11 protein-coding genes and 1 pseudogene are annotated in these 23,353 nt (G+C 67.8%); 5 read left to right on the top strand and 7 right to left on the bottom strand.

Features of this window, described 5'->3' with window-relative positions; translation table 11 throughout:
- Positions 1–605 precede the first annotated feature (605 nt).
- Together ACIRJT_RS38475 and ACIRJT_RS38470 are read right to left on the bottom strand one after the other, a co-directional pair.
- Positions 606–1,415 (bottom strand): SAM-dependent methyltransferase, encoded by an 810-nt coding sequence (locus ACIRJT_RS38475; protein ID WP_403919205.1) that lies wholly within the window; start codon positions 1,413–1,415, stop codon positions 606–608.
- Positions 1,416–1,556: 141 nt separating this feature from the next.
- Positions 1,557–3,209, bottom strand: a complete 1,653-nt coding sequence (locus tag ACIRJT_RS38470) for a SpoIIE family protein phosphatase (RefSeq protein ID WP_403919203.1) — start codon at positions 3,207–3,209, stop codon at positions 1,557–1,559.
- A gap of 820 nt (positions 3,210–4,029) precedes the next feature.
- Between ACIRJT_RS38470 and ACIRJT_RS38465 the strand changes: the two genes are divergently transcribed.
- Entirely contained in the window at positions 4,030–4,170 is a 141-nt protein-coding gene (locus tag ACIRJT_RS38465) for a hypothetical protein (protein WP_403919202.1), read from the top strand.
- 1,320 nt (positions 4,171–5,490) lie between these two features.
- Here the strand turns inward: ACIRJT_RS38465 and ACIRJT_RS38460 are convergent.
- The 5 genes from ACIRJT_RS38460 to ACIRJT_RS38440 all read right to left on the bottom strand — a co-directional run bounded on the left by ACIRJT_RS38460 (position 5,491) and on the right by ACIRJT_RS38440 (position 12,017).
- A complete protein-coding gene (locus tag ACIRJT_RS38460) occupies positions 5,491–6,756 on the bottom strand; it encodes an IS701 family transposase (RefSeq protein ID WP_403919199.1) in 1,266 nt (421 codons plus the stop codon).
- Between the two features lie 282 nt (positions 6,757–7,038).
- On the bottom strand, positions 7,039–7,353 hold the full coding sequence (locus ACIRJT_RS38455; RefSeq protein ID WP_403919196.1) for a chorismate mutase family protein: 315 nt from the start codon (positions 7,351–7,353) through the stop codon (positions 7,039–7,041).
- Entirely contained in the window at positions 7,350–8,351 is a 1,002-nt protein-coding gene (locus ACIRJT_RS38450; protein ID WP_403919193.1) for a prephenate dehydrogenase dimerization domain-containing protein, read from the bottom strand. The genes ACIRJT_RS38455 and ACIRJT_RS38450 overlap by 4 nt, the downstream gene beginning before the upstream one ends.
- Complete coding sequence (gene pabB / locus ACIRJT_RS38445; protein ID WP_403919190.1) at positions 8,348–10,510, bottom strand: aminodeoxychorismate synthase component I; 2,163 nt, start codon at positions 10,508–10,510, stop codon at positions 8,348–8,350. The genes ACIRJT_RS38450 and pabB overlap by 4 nt, the downstream gene beginning before the upstream one ends.
- A 532-nt stretch (positions 10,511–11,042) precedes the next feature.
- A complete protein-coding gene (locus ACIRJT_RS38440; protein ID WP_403919187.1) occupies positions 11,043–12,017 on the bottom strand; it encodes a helix-turn-helix domain-containing protein in 975 nt (324 codons plus the stop codon).
- A 141-nt stretch (positions 12,018–12,158) separates the two neighbouring features.
- On the opposite strand from ACIRJT_RS38440, the pseudogene ACIRJT_RS38435 reads away from it, so the two are divergent.
- From ACIRJT_RS38435 to ACIRJT_RS38420, 4 genes and pseudogenes are all read left to right on the top strand, one after another.
- A pseudogene (locus ACIRJT_RS38435) lies at positions 12,159–12,392 on the top strand (helix-turn-helix domain-containing protein); the annotation flags it as partial.
- A gap of 686 nt (positions 12,393–13,078) precedes the next feature.
- A complete protein-coding gene (locus ACIRJT_RS38430; protein ID WP_403919184.1) occupies positions 13,079–13,303 on the top strand; it encodes an MbtH family protein in 225 nt (74 codons plus the stop codon).
- 104 nt (positions 13,304–13,407) lie between these two features.
- The gene (locus ACIRJT_RS38425; RefSeq protein ID WP_403919182.1) at positions 13,408–16,707 is read left to right on the top strand and encodes an amino acid adenylation domain-containing protein; all 3,300 of its coding nucleotides are present in this window, start codon (positions 13,408–13,410) and stop codon (positions 16,705–16,707) included.
- 14 nt (positions 16,708–16,721) lie between these two features.
- Positions 16,722–23,353 (top strand): amino acid adenylation domain-containing protein (locus ACIRJT_RS38420; protein ID WP_403919179.1); only part of this gene is annotated, 6,632 nt, incomplete at its 3' end.

Here is a 23,353-nt window from a genome sequence, read left to right as displayed (position 1 = left end):
CCGACAGAACGTCCCACTCTTCATCCGAGAGCTCATGTCGCCGCACCATGCGCCATATGATGCCCCATCAACAGCCTTTGAAGACAGGCCCTAGGCCTGAGGGAGCGGTCGATGCTCGGCGCCTTCGAGGACAATCGTTACGAGGTGACGCTGATCTCCGGCGAGATGACTGGGATTCCGAGCGGTTCCGTGCCCGTCGCCTTGGCGAGTACACCGCACGGTGCGCGCGAATCGCCCCGGGGCTGATCGACGGAGCCGGCCGCTGAACCTAGCGACGTGCGCCCGAGCGCAACGAAAGTGGAGCACGATCAGACGAGCGGTTGCTCATCGCTCTCCGTGCGGCAGCGCGACGACTTTTTCGCCGGCGTCCCCTGGCGACACAGAGCCCGCCGGCGCTGTCGGTCCACGAAGGTATGCGCGGGGTTGAAAGTGCTTGTGAACGGCCCTTTTTACTTCGTCACGGTCCAGACCAGCGTCTCGGCGGAGGCTGATCATGGGCAATCGCCTATGGCAGAAGAGAAGTAACGCCCGAAGACCGGATGCCTCTGCCGGGCTCATGCCAACCTAAGAAGCCTGGGAACTTCCGATCGGACGGCGGGCAGGCCTCAGGGCTTCCGGGCCACCGCGCCGTACATGGCGATGTCCCGGCCGTCGATGGCACTCTGCTCCGGGCCTGGGCGCCAGGTGTGCACCTGGGTGACTCCCGGGGCCTGCAAATCCAGCCCGTCGAAGAACGAGGTGGCGGTCCGTAGATCGCGCAGGACGAAGGGCATGCCTTGCTGGCGGTACTCCTGCGCGACCCGGGTGACCTCCTCGGGTGCGAAGTCTGCGGTGCCGATGGTCATGGCCAGGTAGCTGCCGGACGGCAGCGGATCCAGCAGCCTTGTGATCAGACGCCGGTCTTCTGGCGGCAGGATGAAGTGCATGATGCCGATCACCATCAGGCCGACGGGTCGCTTCAGGTCGATCAGTTCCCGGAACTCCTGGCTCTCGAGGATGGCGTCGGGGTCGTGCATGTCGGCGTCCACGTACGCGGTGGCGCCCTCGGCCGAACTCTGGAGCAGGGCACGCGCGTGGGCGAGCACGATGGGGTCGTTGTCCACGTACACCACGTGTGACTCAGGTGCCACCTCCTGTACCACCTGGTGCAGGTTGGGCGGGGTCGGCAGCCCCGTACCGACGTCGAGGAACTGGCGGATGCCGCACTCCTCGGCGAGGAAGCGACCGGCGCGGTGCATGAACCGGCGGTTCTCCATCATGTGGACGGGCAGGGCGGGCCAGTGGCGGCACATCGCGTCACCGGCTTCGGCATCTACGGGATAGTGGTCCTTCCCGCCCAGGATGTAGTCGTAGACCCGGGCGGAGTGGGCCCGGGAGGTGGCGAGTCCGCTCTGCCGGTCTTGGGGTGTGCTCATACGACGCCTCTTTCGGTCAGGTACGGCTGGTTCGACGATAGGGCGTGGCGTCGGGTGTGCAAGCGAGGCGACCGGGCTGTGTCACGTCCGGCGGCACCCGGGCCGAGGTGACGCACCCGGCGTGTTCTTTCCTGCAATGGGCTACGGGCCCGACCGGGCTTGCAGGGCGATGACGGCGATGTCGTCCCGCCGGTTCTGGACGGGCGGCAGGAGTTTTCGGATCAGTGTGGCCAGAGGCACTCCGGCCCGCGCCAGGGCTTCGGTGCGCTGACGCAGACGCCGTAGGTTGTCGCCGATGTCCGTACCTGGTGCTTCCACCAGCCCGTCGGTGTAGAAGACCAGGGTGTCGCCTTCCTGGATGACCGTGTGGAGATCGGTTCGGGGCAGGTCATCGGTGACGCAGAGCGGAGGGTCCGGGGCCGTGAGGTCGTGCAGGTATCGCGGCGGTCCGTCGTGAGGGATCAGCAGCGGCGGCGGGTGACCGGCGTTGGACAGGGTGACGCGCCAGACGCGAGGGGCCAGCCGACGGACGACCGCGTGCACCGTCGTGACCATCGACGGCCCGTCGAGTGCCTGCACGATGCGGTCGAGCCGGCTCAGGGTAGCCGCCGGGCTGGCGGCCGGCCCGCTGTCGTAGGCGAGTCCTCGCAGCAGACTGTTGACGCGGCCCATCGCGGCGGCCGCGTTCAAGTCATGGCCCGCGATGTCGCCGATGGACAGGGCGAGCGAGTCTGCCGAGAGCCTGACCGCGTCGTACCAGTCTCCACCGACTTCTGCGGCCGAGTCGGCCGGATGGTAGAGAGCTGTGATCGAGATGCCGTCGACGGCCGGCGGGGGAGCGAGGAAGGACTGCTGCAGAGCGAGAGCCTTGTCGCGGACGCTCTGCAGTTCCATGGTTCGGCGCAAGGGCCCGCTCATCTGCTGGAAGACGTCCTGCAGCAGGTTCAGATCGGCCACGTCCGGCGGCGGATTCCCTCGACAAGTAGCCGTGGTCGCGAGGGCGACGGCCCTGCCGTCCACCACGACGGGAAGCAGCGCGACGCCGGTCGCACCGGCTTTGCGCAGCCACCGTACGGACGCCTTCGAAAGGCCGTTCTCCGGAGGTTCTCCGGGCGGGAACGTCAACAGCCGGGCTTCCTGGGTCTCGATGACCTGTCGTGGGTCCGCCCCTCGCAGGATGTCCCTGTCCAACGGGTACAGGGACGGCAGCCCGGGGGCCAGCCCCACACTCTCCGTCGATGCCGCAGACGTCACACCTTCGGGCAGCCCGTGGCCGGGCCCGGGCTCGCCCCGCACGTGGAAGATGGCGACGGCATCCGCGAGTTCGGGGACGACGGCGGCCGCGGTCGTCAGGAATGCCTCGGACAGGTCATGTGCGGCCGGTACCGCCGCCATGCGGGCCAGCAGCTTCTCCCGCATCCGGATGCGCCAGTGGTCCTCGGCGTCGGCGGCCGTGCCGACCCATTCCACGTCACCCTCCTCGTCCAGCACGGGCGCGGCGACGATCTTGATGTGGCGGAAGCGGTCGGGGTTTTCCTTGAGCCGTACTCGTACGACTGTGTCGACCGGGGAGCTCTTCGCAGCGGCCCTGCGCCAAGCCCGCTGGAACCAGTCGCGGTCCTTCGGATGTACGGCGTCCATCCACGACTCTCCGCCATCGGGGTGCCACAGCCTCTCCCTTATGCCGCTACCCGCCACAAGAGTGACGACCCCGTCGGCCGACAGCACCCAGACCGACTGCGGCACGGCGCTCATGAGCGCCGCGTACTGCCGGAGGAGGCGGTCCTGATTCACCGCCCCCGCCTTCGGTGTCCGCCCGACAACGGGGGCTCGGACGGCACCAGGGCTGCCTCGTACGGCCTCGGAGCGGGGACGTGGCTCGCGGTGCGGACGCCGCGGACAGGGGAGCGCCCGGCAGGACTCGTCGATCCGTCGGAGAGGGCGGCCGTGTCGGCCCGCTGCCGAGCGCGGGGCGCGACAAGGGGCAGGTTCCTTGGGGGAGTGGAGGGCGCCCCGGTGACGGCGCCCGGCTCTTCCCGGCAGGGAAAACTTCCCGGGGTACGCGCCGCCCAGGAGCCGGGACCGAGTGGAAGCACGGGCGCCCCCGTCAGCCGCCCCGCGTAACGGCGCCGGGTCGGCACCGTAGGGCACTCCAGGTTCTTTTCGCCACTCATGTCCCGATCATCCACCGCATCCGGGATGACAGCACGCCCTGACCATCGAGGCCCTGCCGGCGTTCCCCGCGGCCGTAGTAGCGGGGGGTGATCGCGGCATGGCGGGGAGCGCCTGCCGGGCAGAATGACTGGACCGGATCCGACCGGCCGCGGCGAGAGCCTTTACGGCGCACCGCGGCCAGGACTGCTCCCGCGCTGACTGCTTCAGCGACGAGGTGGACAAGGTGGTGGTCGAACACGATGCATAGACCTGAATCGTGCCGAGCGACCCGTTCGAGTCAGGGGTCAGCGCGTCGGCCTGAGAGCCGTCGGCGCAGTACCTGGCGTCAGAGGCGAGCGGACGGTCTGCCTCATCGAATGGCGAAGGTGTACCTGAGCGGGTCGCGCTCGACTGGCTGCAGCGTCACTCGCTATCGGTCCGTGAGTTGGAGGAGCCCGACGTGCTGCGCCGGGGACTCGATGCTCTGTGCCGCAAGGCCGATGTGACCGCTACTGCTGTGAAGACAGTCAAGCGCAAGAGGCCGGCGGTCGACGAGGTGTTCGGTACTGCGGTGGAACGCGAGTCCTTCGACGCGAATTGACTGACCGGACTTCGTGGAGACGGGCACGTAAGGCCACACTCACCCTCGACGAGCACGCCCTCGTGCTGTCGAAACGCCTACGGCCTGCGCCACGCGGGAATCGCGTTCTGGCTCGCCTCCGGCACAGCCCCCTCGCGGAGTGTGCGCGCAGAGGCCCTCCAACGCGCCGTTCGCGTCGCGACGCGCCGTCTCCACCGAACCCGCTTCCCGTGCGCGCGTACTGGTGAGCAGACGACCGGCGGGCGGGTCTGCCCGCCCCGAGGCGTGCCTGCCAGGGAAGACCCCTGGCAGGCACTCTTTTGCTGGGCCTAGAAGAAGCCAGCTTCTTCGGTGAGTACGACACCAGCTGGTTCTTCGTCTGCTGGTGGCACTTCAGTCGCACCTGTGCTGACCAGCGGAAACGGTAGTTGGTGCGGAACCTTGGCGTGGACTGGTCCGGACATGGTCCGGATCTTCGCCCGGGCGCTCCTGAAGTGGAGGGGACGGGGTGGGCCGGGAGGTTCTGGGAATGATCGAGACCCGGGCCGGCTATCGGGCGGGCCGCCGTGCTGCACATGAGCAGCGTGCGACCGTCGGCTCTGCGGATCGGGAATCCCACAGACGCAGGCCAGTGCCGTTCCCCGTGGCAAGCAGCCCAGCCGTCCTGGGGCGGCGCACATGTCCGCTGACTCACTCACCCCAGCTCTCTGGACCGCTGTTGCTTCGTCATATGGCTGGAGGAGGTTGAGGAGATCCTGTACGGCCCAGACGGAAGCATGTTTGCCGTGGTGCATGGCGAGCGGGCTCTCCAAGACAGTCGCGCAGTCCGGGCCGCCGTGAACGTCGGCGCCCGCTCCGCTGAGGAGGAGCCTGGCAGGGCGGCGGAAACGGATCTCGGTGCCGTCGACGATGTCTGTCTTCCCGGTCGCGCCTAGATGGTCGGTGAGCTCGGCCAGGGTTTCGCAGTCGCACATCGGGGCTGATGGTGCACCCTCGCTCACGTCCCGGTCGAGCACGGCATCACCCATCTTCGACAAGTGGCGCTCCGTGCCGACGATGCGGCTGTCGGTGGTCCCGGCGCCCGGGCCACCGGCCCGGCCAGGGCAGGCCGAAGCCGCGCGAGCCGGTGCGCGCTTCTCCGGACGGATCCGCGCAAGGAGATGCCACGGGTCCGCTGAGGTGAACGGGCCGAGGTATCTCCGGTGTCTCCAGAAATGTGGGCAGTTCTAGTAGGGCTTGGTCAGGTTCGTATGGGGGTGGGTATGTCGTGGTGGCAGGTGGGGCAGGTGCCGTTCCAGGTGGCGAGGAGTGTCTGGAGTTCGTGGACGACCTGGTAGAGGCTCAGACCTGCGCCGCGGCTTTTGGGTAGTGGGCCAGTCGCTGCAGGGTGCCGAAGGCGTGGGCGGCGGAGACGAGGGTGACGTGGTGGTGCCAGCCGCTCCAGGTGCGGCCTTCGAAGTGGGCAAGCCCCAGAGCCTGTTTCATCTCGCGGTAGTCGTGCTCGATGCGCCAGCGCAGCTTGGCCAGCCGCACCAAAGTGGCCAGCGGCATCCCGGAGGGCAGGTCCGACAGCCAGAACTGCACCGGCTCGGGTTCGGTGGCGGGCCACTCGGCCAGCAGCCAGCGTTCGGGCAGTTCAGGACCGTCGGTGGTCTTGCGGACGCCTCGTCCGGCGGGTCGCACGCGCAGGGCAACGAACCGCGAGTACATACGTTTGAAGGCGCTGATTCCCTTGCCGGGCCGGGAGCCTTCCCTCCAGGACACCGGCCTGGCAGCTGCCCGTCCGGCTGCGATGACCAGCTCTTTCATGGTCTGCGCGGGCTCGGGGTACTGCATTGCCGGTGGCCGGCCGGTGCCCGCGTAGGCGGGCCGGGCCGGCCGGGCGTCGGCCGGATGAGCAGTGTGGCGAGAGGAAATGCCCACCGCATAGGGCAGGTTGCGTTCCTCCAGGCTGTGGCGGAAAGCTGCGGCATCCCCGTAGCCGGCGTCCGCGACGACCAAGGGAACATCGATGCCCCACGACCGGGTCTCGTCGATCATGTCCAGGGCCAGCTGCCACTTCTCCACATGCCCCACTCCTGCGGGAATGCCGCAGCGGCTGCGGCGGGCAACCTTGCCCGGGTCCGCCTCCGGAGAGGCCGGATCCCAGGACGCGGGCAGGAACAGCCGCCAGTTCACCGCAGCCGAGGCATGATCCCGGGCCAGGTGCAGCGACACCCCGACCTGGCATCTGGTGACCTTGCCCGCGGTGCCGGTGTACTGCCGCGACACACACGCCGACGCGTCCCCGTCCTTCAAGAACCCGGTGTCGTCGACGATCAACGCCTCCGGGCCGATAGCCTCCTGCATTCTCCAGGCCGTCCGGGCCCGCACATGCGCCGGATCCCACGGGCTCGTCGTCACAAAGTGGGCCAGGGCCTGCCGGTTGCCGTCCTCACCGAGACGGGCCGCCATCGGTTCAACCGACTTGCGCCGCCCGTCCAGCAGCAACCCCCGCACATACGCCTGCCCCCACCGCCGCTGATCCGCACGGAAGAACCCGTCGAACAACTCCGCAGCAAACGCCTCCAGGTCCTCCCGGACCCCGGCCATCTCCTCAGGTGTCACACCACCCCAACGACACCCAAGCATCCACAGACACGCCACTCACGAATGAAGATGACCAAGCCCTACTAGAGGAGCGCGACGAACGGGGAGATCGCCTCGGCCGACTGCTCGGGCTTCAGCCGGGGGTCGCGGCTGAAGCGGTAGTCGGTGAACTTGGCGTCCTCCCGCTGCGGGGAGAGTCACGCGGTCACTGGATCCGGGGCCAGAGACCTGCTGGTCATGTCTCTCCCCGTAAACACCGAAGAAGGGTGACGGGTGACGCACCCGTCGGTAAGGAGGTCATCACGTCGCGCCATTGCCCATGACCAGGTCTTCGACCCGGCAGGTCTCGCCGATGATGAGGTCGTAGAGGTTCTCCAGGAATCCGATGTCGATACTGTGCGTCTCCCCGTACTGTGCCGCTCGGTCCTTGACCAGCTCTATCCGGCCCGGCTGCATCATCGGGACGTTATACGTAGATTTGTGTCGCGCGATGCGAACACAGCAATCGATCCGCCGCCGTAGTGTGTCGAGGAGTTCTTGGTCGATACCGTCGAGTTCGGCCCGCAACCGCGCCAGCCGCTGTTCGCCGTTTTGCTCATACGTCACGCCGGTCATGGGGCACACCACTTTCGTTCGTCGCATGTCACAGGGTCTGTGGAGCCGTCAGGAGCCGTTGGGGCAGAACCGCCGTCCTGCGTCGGTGTGTCCTGGAGCGCCGCGAACACCCGCTCGCAGCGCGTCTGGTAGTGCGCGAGTTCGGGGCCCAGGAAGTTCCGTATCCGGTCGAACGCGGCTGCCAGGTCCTGTTCCTGCCCGCCGGCCACGAGGTCGGCGAGCTGCCGCAGTGCGGTCGCCAAGCTGTCACGCGCCTGTGCGGCATGAGGGTTGGCCGACTGGATGTCCCAGTACACCTCGGGGGCGCCCCCGGCCATCCGGGCGAGCAGCGAGAGCAGCGTGGTGTGCGGTGGGGGCGCCGCCGCTGTCAGCTGTCCGATGTCGACGGGGGCTTCGCAGAGGGCGAACCCGAAGCCGAGGACGGTGGCATGGGTCAGCGCCTGGGTGACGGCGGTGATCCGGTCATGCTGGTCCGGGCTGAGCCGCAGCAGCCGCCCGCCCCACTCCTCGATCAGGTTCAGGAAGGTGGTGACACCCGGCCCTTCGCGCAGCACCACGGCGGCGACGGTCCGTCCGGCGATGCCGAGCGACGGCGCGAACATCGGGTTGATGCTCACCTGCTCGGTCCCGTCGGGGCAGTTGGCGAGTTCGGCGATCAGGCGGCTCTTCACCGAGAGCGTGTCGACGAGGACGGCGCCGGGCCGCATCAGGGCGGTGATGGGTCCGGCAGCCGCGAGGGCCACGGGTTCGGGGACCGCGAACAGCACCAGGTTGGCCGCGGCGATTGCCCGGGCGGCTTCTCCGCCGGGGTCCAGGGTGGTGACGTCCGCGATGAGCCAGGTGGTCTCCTCATCCGCCGCGCCCGTGCGGGGCGGACTGGTGTCGACCGCGCAGAGTTCGTCAGCCGTGACGCGAAGCAGTTGGAGGAACATGCTTCCGACGGCGCCGGAGCCGCCGACCACGACACAGCGCCGCAGTCGCGGCCCGGGGGCCGTCATGCGAACCAGCCCGCGGTAGCAGCAGCGGTCGCCGGGACCGATCCGGCGTTCCCGGCCGCGTCGGCCGCTTCCCCCGCCGTCTCGATCGCGATCAGCAGTGCGCGTGCCTTGACCAGGGTCTCGGTGAACTCTTCCTCGTGGTCGGAGAGGGCGGTGATGGCGCCGCCGATGCCGAACTCCGCCGTCCCGGACTTCACCACCAGGGTGCGGATCACGATGCTGAGGTCCACCGCGCCGCTGAGGGAGAACCAGCCGAGCGACCCCGCGTACACCCCTCGTGGGCCGTTCTCCAGCCGGTCGATGATCTCCATGGTGCGCTTCTTGGGCGCACCGGTCATGGAGCCGCCGGGAAACGCCGCGCGGACGCAGCCGACGGTGGACTGGCCCGGGCGGAGCGTGCCGCGGATGGTCGAGACCAACTGGTGCACCGGGGCGTAGGTCTCGACGTCGAACAGTCGGGGTGCATGGACGGAGCCGACCTCGCAGACCGTGTTGAGGTCGTTGCGCAGCAGGTCGACGATCATCAGGTTCTCGGCTCGGTCCTTCTCCCGGGTGAGGAGGTCCTGCCGGAGCGCTTCGTCCTCCTCGCGGGTAGCACCGCGAGGCCTGGTGCCCTTGATGGGTTTGGACTCCACGCCGCCGTACGCGTCGATGGTCAGGAACCGCTCCGGGGAGGCGCTGAGCACAGCCATGCCGGGGAATTCGAGAAGCGCCCCGTAGGGCACGGGACTGATGCGGCGCAGCGAGGAGTACAGCGTCAGTGGGGCGACTTCGGTGGGCACGGAGGCCATGTTGGTCAGGCATATCTCGTACGACTCGCCGTTCGTGATCTCCGCCAGGCACGCGTCGATGCGTTTGAGGTAGGCGTCCTTGTCGTGCCGGACGGTCACGGCACCGCCGAATCCGAGGCCATCGCCGGAGAGCACCGGTGTGGCCGGGGCCGGAACATCCCGGTCCACGAGCGTGGTGAGCCGCCGTGTGGTGTCTTCCAGCCATGTCTTGGGTGCCTGGTCCTGGCCCCGCAGGCCGAGGCAGAGGGCGAACGCCTGCCGTTCCTGATGGTCCAGGACGATCAGCCGGTCGGCGAAAACCAGGGCAGCGTCCGAATCGGCGGAGTGGTGCGCGGCGTCGCCGATCGTCTCGGCCTTCAGTTCGTATCCCAGGTAGCCGACGTAGCCGAGGTTGAACTCGAAAGGCAGCCCTTCGGGGGCGGGAACGCGGCGCCGGCCGAGCTGTTCCTCCAGGTATGAGAAGAACGGCTGGCGGATCTCGATGCACTGGCCGTTGGAGTGGCGGACGGTCACGGTCTCGTCGGCGACGCGATAGGTGAGGTACTCACCCAGCGGGCCGTCTCCGTTGCCGAGGAAGGAGAAGCGTGAGAGCCCGTCGACGACAGTGCTGCTGTCCAGCCAGAAGGCCGAGTCGGAGCCCGCGAAGAACGTGCGGTAGATCAGTTCGGCGTCGGGCAGTCCGTGGATCCGGCGGACATGCACCTCGTACGGGTACGGGTACGGGTACGGGTACGGGTACGGGTACGAGGCGGGGGCACGGGATGCGGTGGAGAGGGCCGGCGCGGAGGGTCGCGCGGTGGCCAGGGCCAGATCCCGGAAGTTGGCCAGGAGTTCCCTGCCGCCCTCGCTGCCGATGGATTCGGGGTGGAACTGCACGCCCCAGATGGGCCTTTCACGGTGGCGCAGTCCCATCACCACACCGTCGTCGGTCCAGGCGATGGCTTCGAGCTCCGGTGGCAGGTCCGAGACGGCCAGCGAGTGGTAGCGCACGACCGGCAGCGGCGAGGGTAGCCCCTTGAACAGTTCGGTCCCGGTGTGTCGGATGTCGGAGACCCGCCCGTGCATGGGGGTGGGCGCCAGGTCGACGGTTGCGCCGAAGAGCTGGGCTATGCCCTGGTGGCCGAGGCAGACACCGAGTAGTGGCAGGCCGCTCTCCTCGATGGCCCGTCGGCTGATACCGAAGTCGCGGGAGCGGTCCGGGCGTCCGGGGCCGGGTGAGATGACGATCCCGTCGAATTCCCCGACCGAGATCCGTGACCAGTCGTCGTCATTGCGGATCACCACCGGCGGCCGGCCGGTCACCTCGCCGATGATCTGGAACAGGTTGTAGGTGAAAGAGTCGTAGTTGTCGATCAGGAGAGTGCGCATGGCGACCGGCACCTTCTCGTTGAGGGGGGCACAGGAGGGGCGTCGAGCGAGTGCTCACGAGATCCATGTGATCGGTCGGCCTTGCGGCCTCGTCGTCGGTGTCTTCCGGGACGTCGACGGCGGCCTCATGGGCGCGGTGCGCCGGGTGTTCGGGAGGTGTGCAGCAGGGCGAATTTCACACAAGAGAACAGCGACACCCTCGACACGACCCTTCCTCCGTACTCCGGTTCAGCGTCACCGCCAATGCGTGAGTGGGCGCCTCTCCCGATCTCGGGAGGGGTGGCCACGGAGAGTCAACTCCACACTCATCACTACCGCCCTTCTCCGCTCATGCGGAGAAACGTATGAGCGCATCACCTTTGGTCATGAAAGCCGGCTGCCATGAGGTGATGGTCATTGCGGCGTTGAGTGCCCTCATCTTCGGTCACTGTTCCCGCACTCTCCGGTTGGCATTGGCGAACGCCCCTCCACCATGCCGGAGTGCGGCGGCGAGGTCGTGAGCACTGAGTCCACAACTGTGTTGGCAATGAGTTCAATCGTGGTGGTGGAGGGCCTGGCGTCGGTGGTCCTTGGGTGTGGCGCCGTAGGCGGCGCGGTAAGCGCGGCTGAAGTCGGTTGCGCGGGGGAAGCCCCAGCGGGAGGCGATCATGTGAATGGGGGCGGTGTGGAGTGCCGGGTCGGCGAGGTCGCGGCGGGCCGCCTCCAGGCGCAGGCTGCGGATGCACGCGGCGACCGTGACGTCTTCGTCCCTGAAGAGGCGGTGCAGATAGCTGGTGGAGATGTGGTGCGCGGCGGCGATGGTGGCCGGGGTGAGGCGAGAGTCGTGCAGGTGATCCCGGATGAATGCCTTGATGCGCAAGGTGAGGGTTCGCTTATGGGTCTCCGGGGGGAGGGAATGGTCGGCTTCGAGAGTGTGGGCCAGGAGCGCGGCGACCATATCGGTCAGGACCGTGCCCAGCCGGGGCCCGTCGGAGGGCTGGTACGGGGCCGTGTTCGCGGTCAGCTGTGTGAGGAACTGCGCCAGCAGGGCACCCATCCCTTCCCGTGCCGACACTGGCGCCCCGACCACCCGGGCGGCCATGTCGCGAGGCAGCGGCAGCAGCGCCTGGGGAACCTCCAGCCCCACCATCGTGACCGAGTCCCCGGAGGTGTGGATCTCGCACGGCAATGAGGACGAGTTGATGTGCAGGTCGTACGGCTTGTACGCGGATTCCCTGTGTCCCCACACGTTTGCACCGGTCCCGCGCACGACGAGTGAGAGATGGTAGCTCTCGGGATCGGACCGCCGTATCAGCTTCGGCGTGCGCAGAAAGATGAGTGACTGGAAGGTGGCAGGCCACACGGTGACAGCACCGAGATCCAGCACACGCTGGGAAGCCCGGAAATCGTCGGCGTATTCGCTGCGCAGCTCCATCGGCGCATGGGTACGGCCTAAGAGCTCGGACCAGTTGTCGAACCGGTCCGCCGCAGCCATATCCTCACTCCGAAACACCGTCTCGTCCAACAACTGTCTCTCACCATCTCTGAAACCTCTGGTCAAAGGGGCCTCAAGGGATCATACGGCGCGCGGGACATCCTGGTTCCATTCCGTGACGGCCGGGGTGCCCAAGTGGCGTCAAAGGCATCTGCACACGAAGATGTCGCGGGTGCTCACCGCCTCTTCAGGGACGAAGACGTCACGGTCGCCGCGTGCATCCGCAGCCTGCGCCTGGAGGCGGCCCGCCGCGACCTCGCCGACCCGGCACTCCACACCGCCCCCATTCACATGATCGCCTCCCGCTGGGGCTTCCCCCGCGCAACCGACTTCAGCCGCGCTTACCGCGCCGCCTACGGCGCCACACCCAAGGACCACCGACGCCAGGCCCTCCACCACCACGATTGAACTCATTGCCAACACAATTGTGGACTCAGCGCTCACGACCTCGCCGCCGCACTCCGGCATGGTAGAGGGGCGTTCGCCATTGCGGAACGGCAGAGCGCATGGGTGCATTGAGGCGCCACTTTCGTGGACAGCGAGGGCACGGTTACGCCCCGCGACCCAAGAGGGACGTCGACATCGACCATGACGGGGAACGGCGCGTGAACATGGACAAATTGACGGGACCGGGTATCACCGGCAAAGCAGGTGAATGCCATCGCTGCCGCCCTGATCTCCAGGCTAAGCGGGCTTCCGACTGCACGGGCGACGGACCGACCCGCTCGGGCGGACCGGGCTCCCGCGCCGCCGAGTGGTAAGGCGTCATGCTGCGAGGCGTGTCGAGCGAGTGGCCGACAACCGGAGATATCGCCCTCGTCGCCCGCCGTGTCGGCCATCGCCCCATGACAACCGGTGTCCATGACCAGTTGGGAGCCTCACCGAGGCGCTGAGTCCGCATCGTCGCAACGCGCTGCGCTCTTGTGCGCCTGCACGAATGTGCGGTACGGGGGCGCCCCATCGCCCTAGTGGAAGGCCGTCTCACGGTCCCGTAACGGCCTGTCTGAACCAGGTAGTGGTATCAGCCCTGGCCCAAAAACGTCTGCAATCCCGGGTGTTCCGGCATTCCGGAGTCGAGCAAGGGGGAGATCTCCGTGGCATCCAATCCGTTCGAAAATCCTGATGGCAGCTACTCGGTGCTGGTCAACGAAGAAGGCCAGCATTCACTGTGGCCCGTTTCGATTGACGTCCCGGAGGGATGGATGGTCACCCTGGAAGATGCGAGTCGGCAGGCTTGTCTCGACTATGTCGAGACGCACTGGACGGATATGCGGCCGGTCAGTCTGCAAAACGCCATGAGTGAGAACAGTAGTGCCTGAGAACAGTTGTGAGTCGGCCTGCTGTGATTGAGCTGGCTTGATCTGGGGCCTCGGTCTCACCTTCCGTTCGGTATGTCCGGGGCATCTGTCGCTATGGGGTTCGCATGACTGTGCACCACACCCTTCCGCAACTGTTCGAGTTTCAGGTGAGGCGCTCGCCGGACAACGTGGCGGTTGTGCATGACGGCGAACGAATGACGTACGACGAGGTCAACCGCGCGGCGAACCGCCTCGCGCACCACCTGATCGGCCAGGGCTTCGGCGCGGAAGACATCGTCGCCATCGTCCTGCCACGATCGCTGGAGATGGTCGTGGCGATCGTGGCCGTGGCCAAGGCCGGTGCCGCCTACCTACCCGTCGATCCGAACTACCCGGCCGAGCGAATCGACTACCTGATCACGGATGCCCGGCCCACGGCAGTGCTGGTGACCGGCGATACCGGCAGCGATCTGCGGACGGAGAAGCTGCTGCGGCTGGACCTGGGTGCGCCGGAGACCGCCGCGGCCCTGAACCTGCAGCCCGACACCGATCCCACGGACGCCGACCGGCGATGGCCGGCTTCGGCGGCTCACCCGGCATATGTGATCTACACCTCGGGTTCCACGGGTAAGCCCAAGGGCGTGGTGATGGCGCACCACGGTGCGGTGCGGTTGTTCTCCGCAACCGAGGACCGGTTCGCGTTCGGGTCCGACGATGTCTGGACGATGTTCCACTCCTTCTCCTTCGATTTCTCGGTGTGGGAAATGTGGGGTCCACTTTTGTACGGTGGACGCCTGGTGGTCGTCAGTCATGAGGTCACCCGGTCGCCCTGGGAATTCCTCGAGCTGCTCGTGGCGGAACGCGTCACGGTGCTGAGCCAGACTCCGTCGGCCTTCTATCAGCTGATACAGGCGGAACGGGAACACCAGGAAACAGCGCGTGAGCTCAGCTTGCGTGTTGTGGTGTTCGACGGTGAGGTCCTTGACATGCGGCGTCTCGCCGAATGGTACGAACGGCATCCCGACGATGCGCCGGTGATGGCGAACATGTACGGCATCACCGAGGCCGCCGTACACGCCACCTACGCCGAGCTGGACAGCCATACACCCGGGTCGGTCGACCGCAGTCCCATCGGGACCGCCCTGTGCGACCTCACCATTGATGTCCTGGGGCCCGGCCTCGAGCGCATGCCCGCCGGGAGCGTCGGCGAGATGTATGTGTCGGGCCCGGGGTTGGCCCGCGGATATCTGGGCCGTCCGGGTCTGACCGCAGAGCGCTTCGTGGCCTCTCCTTACGAGCCGGGCCGGCGGATGTACCGGACCGGCGACCTCGCCTGCTGGACCACCGCCGGGCAGCTGGAGTTCGTGGGTCGCGTCGACGCGCAGATCCAGGTGCGCGGCTTCCGCGTCGAACCGGGCGAGATCGAGGCCGCGCTGACCAGTCACCCCGGCGTCGCCCAGGCGGTCGTACTGCCGTGGGAGACCGGGCCGGGAGACTCGCGGCTGGCCGCCTACGTCGTCGCGTCGGCGGGCCGGGCCGCCGACGACCCGCACGGATGGCGCGAGCACCTGGGCAGGACCCTGCCGGAGCACATGGTGCCGTCCGCATTCATCACCGTGGACGCCATTCCCTTGACCGTGAACGGCAAGCTGGACCGGCGTGCGCTGCCGGCGCCCGATCTGAGCGCCGTCGCCGCCGGACGTGCACCACGCACACGGCAGGAGGAGATCCTCTGCGGAGTGGTCGCCGAACTGCTCGGCGTACCGACGGTGGGCACCGATCATGGCCTACTGAGCCTGGGCGGCGACAGCATCGCCGCGGTCCAACTGGTGGGCCGGGCGCGCCGGGCGGGGCTGTCACTCACCACCCGTGACGTGCTCGGACAGCGCAGCCTGGCAGGGCTGGCCGCCGTCTCCACACCGGTGGACACGGCACCGGGCGAGAGCGACGACAACGCCGGCGGGCCCCTTCGCCTGACGCCGGGTATCCAGGAAGTATGCGGTCGAGGCGGCCCCCTCGACCGGCTCAGCCAGTCCCTGGTGCTGAGTGCGCCGGCTGGACTCACCCGAACCGCTCTCCTGGCGGTGCTGCAGGCACTGCTGGACGGTCACGACGCGCTGCGGCTGCGCGTGGAGACCACCGGCGCCAAGCCGTGGAATCCGACGGCTTTGCCGGTGGGCGCCGCGAATGCGGACGCGTGTCTCACACGGATCGACGCGCGGGGCGTTGACGATGCGGACATGGCGCCGCTCGTCGCGGAGGGAATCGACGCCGCCAGGAGTCGGCTGTCCCTCGAGGACGGAGTGGTCGTTCAAGCGGTGTGGTTCGACCGCGGCGTACAGCGCTCCGGATCCCTGGCGCTTGTCGTGAGCCAACTGGCAATCGACGGCGCCTCATGGCGTATCCTCATCGCCGATCTGCGGACGGTCTGGGACGCGCTGGCCGTCGGGGACGGCCCGCCGAGGCTCTCCGCCGGCCGCATTTCCTACCGAAGCTGGTCGCAGCTGCTGGCCACGGAGGCGCGAGCGCTCCGGCGCATCGCCGAGCTGCCGGACTGGACACGGGCGGTGGCCGGGACGGTGGCCGGGGCACCGTCCCAGGGGCAGGGCAGGACCCATGGTGGGGAGCGCCGGCTCACCGTGCCCGCCGACCTCACCGAGGCGCTGCTGGCCACGACGCCGGCGGCACTCGGCACCGATACCGGCGATCTGCTACTGGCGGGACTGGTACTCGCGATCGCGGAGCGGCAACAGCGACACGGCCACGAGGACGGCGAAACCGTCGTCATCGAACTCGAAGGCAGCGGCCGGGTCGTCATCCGCGAAGGCGCGGACCCGTCCCACACCCTCGGTCGGTTCGCCGCCCCCTTCCCCGTACTTTTCCCGCTGGGCCACCTGGACTGGAATGACATACGCCGGGGCGGGCCGGCCGTAGGCAGAGCACTGCAACAGATACGACACCGGCTGCGGCACGTTCCCGACAACGGCTTCGGCTACGGCCTCCTCCGCCATCTGAATGCGCAAAGCGGCACGGAACTGGCCGCATTCCACCGCCCGGAACTGAAGTTCAGCTACCTCGGCCGTTTCCTCGACGGGCAGCTCGGCACATGGCCGATCGATCCCGAACACGACATCGGACCGGACGAAGCCGGTGGTCTGGCCATGACCCACCGCATCGAGGTCCATGCCGTGGCCTGTGACCGGCCCGGCGGAGCGGTGCTGCGCACCACCTGGACCTGGGCGGACGGCGATCCTGCCGCATCCGAGGCGCACGAACTGGCCGATTCCTGGCTGTGCATGCTCACGGCCCTCACCGCCTATGCGAAACGGCCGGGCTGCACCGGGCCCACGCCGTCCGACATGACCTTGTCCTCCATTAGCCAGAGCGAGATCGACGATCTCGAAGCCGAGTTGAACGCCCGGTAGGGAGTTAGAAGATCATGACAACCCCATCGATTATTGAAGACATCCTGCCGCTTTCCCCGCTACAAGAGGGGTTGCTGTTCCACGCACGGCTCGAGAGCTCGTCGAAGAACCTTTATGTCGCGCAGTACACCGTCGAGCTGCGCGGTGTGCTGGACGCGAAGGCGCTACGCGCGGCCGCGGCCGTCCTGCTGGACCGCCACGCAAATCTGCGCGCGAGCTTCCGAAGCCGAAAGTCCGGCGAGCCCATCCAGGTGATCCGGCGCGATGTGCCGCTCCAGTGGAACGAATTCGACCTGGGCGACCTGGCGCCGACGGCGGCCGAGGCCCGATGCGCCGAACTGACCGACGAGGACTGGGCCCAGGGTATCGACGCCGAGGCGCCGTCCCTGATGCGCTTCACCCTGATTCGGCAAGGTGCACAACGGCACCGGCTGGTGGTGATTCACCACCACCTAGTGCTGGACGGCTGGTCCATGACCCTGCTCCTGCGTGAGCTGTTCCTGCTCCACGCGCACGACGGCGACAGCTCCGTCCTGCCGGCGACGCTCCCTTACCGCTCCTATCTGACCTGGCTGGCGGCCCAGGACCGTTCCGCCGCCCGGGGTGCCTGGCGCGCTGTCATGGACGGCCTGGGCGAGCCCACCTATCTCGCACCAGGCGTCCCGAGGTCTTCCGGCTCCGCCTCCCACGACATCACCCTCGAACTGACACCGGAGCTCACCACAAGCCTGAAACAACAGGCCCGACAGAGCAATGTCACCCTCAACACCGTCTTCCAGGCAGCCTGGGCCCTGCTGCTCGGCCGAATGACGGGCCGCGACGATGTGGTCTTCGGCACCACGGTCAGCGGGCGGCCGGAAGAGTTGCCGGGCGCCGAAACGGCGATCGGGATGCTGATCAACACGGTGCCGGTACGGGCGCAGCTGCGCCGCGACGACTCCCTGCGCGCTCTTTTCGAGCAGATTCAGCAGCAGCGCTTCGGACTGCTGGAACACGACCACCTCGGGCTGGCCGAAATTCAGAGCCTCCATGATTCTGACGGCGGTCACTTCGACACCAGCGTGGTGTTCGGGAACTTCCCCGTCGACAGCCTCACGCCGTCGGATCCGAAGCAGGACGAGCTCGACATCGACATCAGGGTCAGGGAAGCCGTTCACTATCCCCTCTCCCTCGCCGTACAACCGGGGGACCGCCTGACGCTGCGCTTCTTCTTCCGGCCTGACATCTTCGACCGGACCGCCGTGGCGGAGATCGCCGAGCGGCTGATACGGGTGCTCGAGCAGACCGCCGCCGACCCCGACACCTCGGTGGGCGCCACGGGAATCCTCCTGCCCGGCGAGCGGGAGCTCCTCCTGGTCGCAGGGATGGCAACCGCGGCGCCACCGCCGAAGGCCACGCTGCCGGAGCTGTTCGCGCGCCAGGCCGCCTGCACTCCGGAACAGATCGCGGCGGTGGGCGAGGACGAGAACCTGACCTACGCAGAGCTGGACGCACGGGCCAACCAGTTGGCGCGATGGCTGGCCCAACGGGGCGTCGGCCCGGAGTCGGTGGTGGCGTTGGTGTTGCCCCGCTCCCCGGAGCTGCTGGTGGCACTCCTCGCGGTCCTCAAGGCAGGCGGCGCCTATCTCCCCGTGGACCCCGACTATCCGGCCGAGCGGATCGGATTCCTGCTCACCGACGCCCGGCCCGCCGTATTGCTCACCGACAGCCCGACCCTCGCCGCACTGCCCGACGCGGAGGCCGTACGGGTCACGCTCGACGATGAGCAGACCATCGCCGCGCTCGCCGCCCTGCCGCGTCACGCACTCTCCGATGCCGAACGGACCGGCCCCCTGCACCTGGAGCATCCCGCGTATGTGATCTATACCTCCGGTTCGACGGGTCGGCCCAAGGGTGTGGTGGTTTCGCACAGTGGGATGGCGAATCTGGCTGCGGCGATGCGGGACGGGCTTGAGACGACCGCGGAGAGCCGAATCCTGCAGTTCTCATCGCCGAGCTTTGACGCGGTGGTTTCGGAACTGGCGATGGCTTTCGTCAGTGGTGCGACGCTGGTGATTCCGCGTCCGGACCAGTTGGCCGGTGAGGGGCTTGGTCGTGTTCTGAGTGAGGGGCGGATTTCGCATGTGCTGTTGCCGGCGTCGGTGTTGGCGTCGGTGCCGGCCGGTGTGGAGGACCGGCTGCCGGAACTCTTGACGGTGGAGCTGGCGGGTGAGGCGTGTCCGCCGGAGTTGGTGGCGCGTTGGGCGGGCGGCCGACGGGTCATCAATGCGTATGGGCCGACCGAGTCGACGGTGTGTGTGTCGATGAGTGGGCCGTTGTCGGCCGGTGGACCTGTGACGATCGGCGGGCCGGTGCCCGGGACCCGGGTGTATGTGTTGGATGACCGGTTGCAGCCGGTCCCGGTCGGGGTGGCGGGTGAACTGTATGTTTCCGGCGCAGGTCTTGCCCGAGGCTATCGAGGGCGTTCGGGTCTGACCGCGGAGCGGTTTGTGGCGTGTCCCTTCGAGCCGGGCGCGCGGATGTACCGGACCGGTGACCTGGTGCGGTGGAACCGCGATGGCGACCTGGAGTTCGCGGGGCGCGCGGACGAGCAGGTCAAGGTGCGCGGCCACCGCATCGAGCCCGGAGAGGTAGAGGCCGTGCTGGCCGGGCACCCCGATGTGGCGCAGGCAGTCGTCGTGGTCCGGGAGGACACGCCGGGCGAGACCCGCCTCGTGGGCTATGTGGTGCCCAAGGACCGCACCGCCCTCGCCCCCGGCGAACTGCGCGCCGATGTCGCGCGGCGCCTGCCGCGGTTCATGGTTCCCTCGGCCTTGGTCATCCTCGAAGCGCTCCCTCTGACCCCGAACGGCAAGCTGGACCGTAACGCCCTGCCCGCCCCCGATCATGCGCTGGATCGGGCCGGCAGGGCGCCGCGCGGCCCGCGGGAAGAGGTGCTGTGCGGACTGTTCGCCGACGTCCTGGGGGCGCCCAAGGTCGGTATCGATGACGACTTCTTCGACCTCGGCGGACACTCCCTGCTCGTGACCCGGCTGGTTAACCGGATCCGCGGCGCCCTGGGGCTGGAGGTGTCCATCGCGACAGTGTTCGACACGCCTACGGTGGCAACGCTGGCACACCGGCTTGCTGCCGAAGACCGGCCGCGCCCGGCGCTGGGGGCGCGGCTGCGCCCCGCACGTGTGCCGCTGTCCTTCGCCCAGCGGCGGTCGCGGTTCCTGTACGAGATGGAAGGGCCGTCGGCCACCTACAACGTGCCGTTGGCGTTGCGACTGACGGGGCGGGTGGACCAGCAGGCGCTGCATGCCGCCCTGCTGGATGTGATCGGACGCCACGAATCGCTGCGTACGGTGTTCCCGAGAATCGACGGGCGCCTTGAGCAGACCATTCTGGACCTCGACCAGATCGACCTTGCATGGACGGTCCACACGGTCACCGAGCCGGAACTCCCGGACGCCTTGGCGACCGCCGCGCGCCATGCCTTCGACCTGTCGGCGGAGCCGCCGATGAGGGCATGGTTCCTCCACATCGCGGACAGCGCCGACGTGACCGACAGCGCCGGTATGGCCGGCATCGCCGATGAGAACGGTGAGCAGGGCTTTGGCAATGATTCCGTCTTGCTGCTCTTGCTGCATCACATCGCGAGCGATGGCTGGTCACTGGGCCCACTCGGGCGCGACCTCAGTGCTGCGTACTCTGCCCGGCTCACGGGACAGCCCCCGGCGTGGGCGCACTTGCCTGTGCAGTACGCCGATTACACGTTGTGGCAGCGGGAGCTGCTCGGCGAGGAGTCGGACCCGGACAGCGTCTTCTCCCAGCAGATCGACTACTGGACCGAGCAACTGGCCGCTCTACCTGGCTGCTTGAACCTCCCGCTCGATCGCCCACGCCCCGCCGTGCAGTCGTACGAGGGGGCCAGCGTGTCCTTCGCGCTGGACGCGAAGCTGCATCGCGGACTGACCGCCCTGGCCCGGGACGCGGGTGCGACGGTCTTCATGGTGCTGCAGGCGAGTATGGCGGCGCTGCTGACCCGGCTGGGGGCGGGTACCGATATTCCCTTGGGCTCGCCGATCGCGGGCCGTACGGATGAGGCCCTGGACGATCTCGTCGGCCTGTTCCTGAACACGCTGGTGCTGCGTACGGACACCTCAGGCGATCCGAGTTTCACGGAAGTGCTGGCCCGCGTCCGCAGGACGAGCCTCGCGGCCTACGCCCATCAGGACCTGCCGTTCGAGAGCCTGGTGGAAGCGCTGAACCCCCAGCGCTCCGCATCGCATCACCCCCTGTTTCAGGTGATGCTGGTTCTGCAGAACGCTCCGGAACCAAACTTCGAGCTGCCAGGGCTGACGGCCCGCGCGGACTTCGTCCACACCGGTATGGCGCAGTTCGACCTGCTGGCGTCACTGCTCGAACACCACGACGCCGCCGGCGCGTCGGCCGGTATCGATGCGGAGCTGGAATACGCGACCGATCTGTTCGACCGTGCCACGGCGCGGGCGCTGGTCGATCGGTGGCTGCGCCTCCTCGAACAGGTGGTGGCGGATCCGGGGCGGTCGATCGGCGAGTTGGAAGTGCTGCTCGACGGCGAGTGGGACCACGTTCTGCCGGGCGGGAGGAGCACCGCGCTGGAATCGTCCACCCGTGGCCGGGCGTATGTGCTCGATGCGAAGCTGCGTCCGGTTCCACCGGGAGTGACAGGGGAGCTGTACGTTTCCGGACCCGACCTCGCCCGTGGCTACGGAGGCCGTCAGGGACCGTCCGTGGAGCGCTTCGTGGCCTGCCCCTTCGAGCCCGGCGCGCGGATGTACCGCACGGGGGACCTGGCGCGGTGGAACCGCGCTGGTGAGTGGGAACTCGTGGAGAGGAGCACGGACGAGCGGGTGACGGCAGAGGAGTCGCCGAACCACCTCGTGGCCGACACTGGTGCTCGTGCGCCGGGCACCCCTCAGGAAGAGGTGCTGTGCGGGCTGTTCGCCGATGTGCTGGGTATCCCCGCGGTCGGTGTCGATGACAGCTTCTTCGACCTCGGCGGCCACTCGCTATCGGCGATCCGATTGCTGGTACGGATCAAGAGCGTGCTGGGCGTCGAGATCGCCATTGCCACCCTGTTCGAAGACCCCACGGTTGCGGGGCTGGCGCAGTGGCTGGACACCGGTGGCACGCAGCGCCCGGCATTGGTGGCCAGGCCGCGCCCGGAGAGCGTTCCCTTGTCCTTCGCCCAGCGGCGCTTGTGGTTCGCGTACAAGCTGGAAGGCCCGTCGGCGTCCTACAACATGCCCTTGGCGTTGCGCTTGATCGGTACGGTGGACCGGACGGCACTGCGAGCGGCCTTGCTGGACGTGGTGACCCGGCATGAACCACTGCGCACCATATTTCCCGAACAGGGGGCCGAGCCCCGCCAGTGGATTGTCGCGCCGAACCGGGTAGAGCTGGGCTGGGAGACCTGCTCGGTCAGCGAGAGCGAACTGCCGCAGTCGCTGGAAGCCGCAGCGCGATACGGGTTTGAACTCTCCTCGGAGATACCGATCCGGGTCTGGCTTTTCGACATCGCGGACAGGAATATCGCGGAGAGCGGCACTGGCGAGGATCAGTGCGTTCTTCTGGTGCTGGTGCATCACATTGCCAGCGACGGCTGGTCACTGGGCCCGCTCGGCAGGGACATCGTAGAGGCGTATTCGGCCCATTGCGAGGGGCGGGCTCCGGCCTGGTCGGAGCTGCCCGTGCAGTATGCGGATTACACGCTGTGGCAGCGGGAGTTGTTGGGGGACGAGTCCGATCCGGGCAGTGTGCTGTCGCAGCAGGTGGCGTACTGGGCCGAGCAGTTGGCGGATCTGCCGGAGCAGCTGAATCTGCCGACCGACCGTCCGAGGCCCGCGGTGGCCTCGTACCAAGGCGGCAGCCTGATGGTCGAGCTCAATACCGAGCTGCATCGGAGCCTGACGGAAGGCGTGGGGCGCGATGGTGCGACGGTGTTCATGCAGTTGCAGGCGGCGATGGCGGCGTTGTTGACGCGGCTGGGTGCGGGTACGGACATTCCGTTGGGCAGTGGGCAGGCGGGACGGACGGACGAGGCGCTGGATGATCTGATCGGGTTCTTCGTGAATACGTTCGTGTTGCGGACGGATACGTCGGGGGATCCGAGTTTTTCGGAGTTGCTGGGGCGGGTTCGGGAGTCGAGTCTGGCGGCGTATGCGCATCAGGATGTGCCGTTCGAGTATTTGGTGGAGGTGTTGAATCCGCAGCGCTCCGCCGGGCATCAGCCGATGTTCCAGGTCGCGTTGGTGGTGCAGAACGCACCCGACAGCAGCATTGAGCTGCCAGGGCTGCGGGTGACCGAGATGGAGGCAGGGACCGGCACCGCCCGCTTCGATCTGCTGATCTCGCTGGTGGAACGCTTTGACGCGTTTGGTGAGCCGGTGGGTATCGAGGCGTGGGTGGAGTATTCGACGGATTTGTTCGACGGTTCCACGGTTGAGGTGTTGATGGCGCGTTGGGTGCGGTTGCTGGAGCAGGTGGTGGCGCGTCCGGAGATGCCGATTGGGTGTGTGGAGGTTCTGCTCGATGGTGAGCGGGATCGGTTGTTGTTGGACTGGAACGGTGTTGGTGTGGTCGGGGCGGGGGTGTCCGGGGCGCCGTTGGTGGAGTTGTT

It is taken from the genome of Streptomyces sp. NPDC102283, from assembly GCF_044766265.1.
Classification (GTDB): Bacteria; Actinomycetota; Actinomycetes; order Streptomycetales; family Streptomycetaceae; genus Streptomyces.
This window is presented reverse-complemented; position numbering and strand designations above follow the sequence as displayed.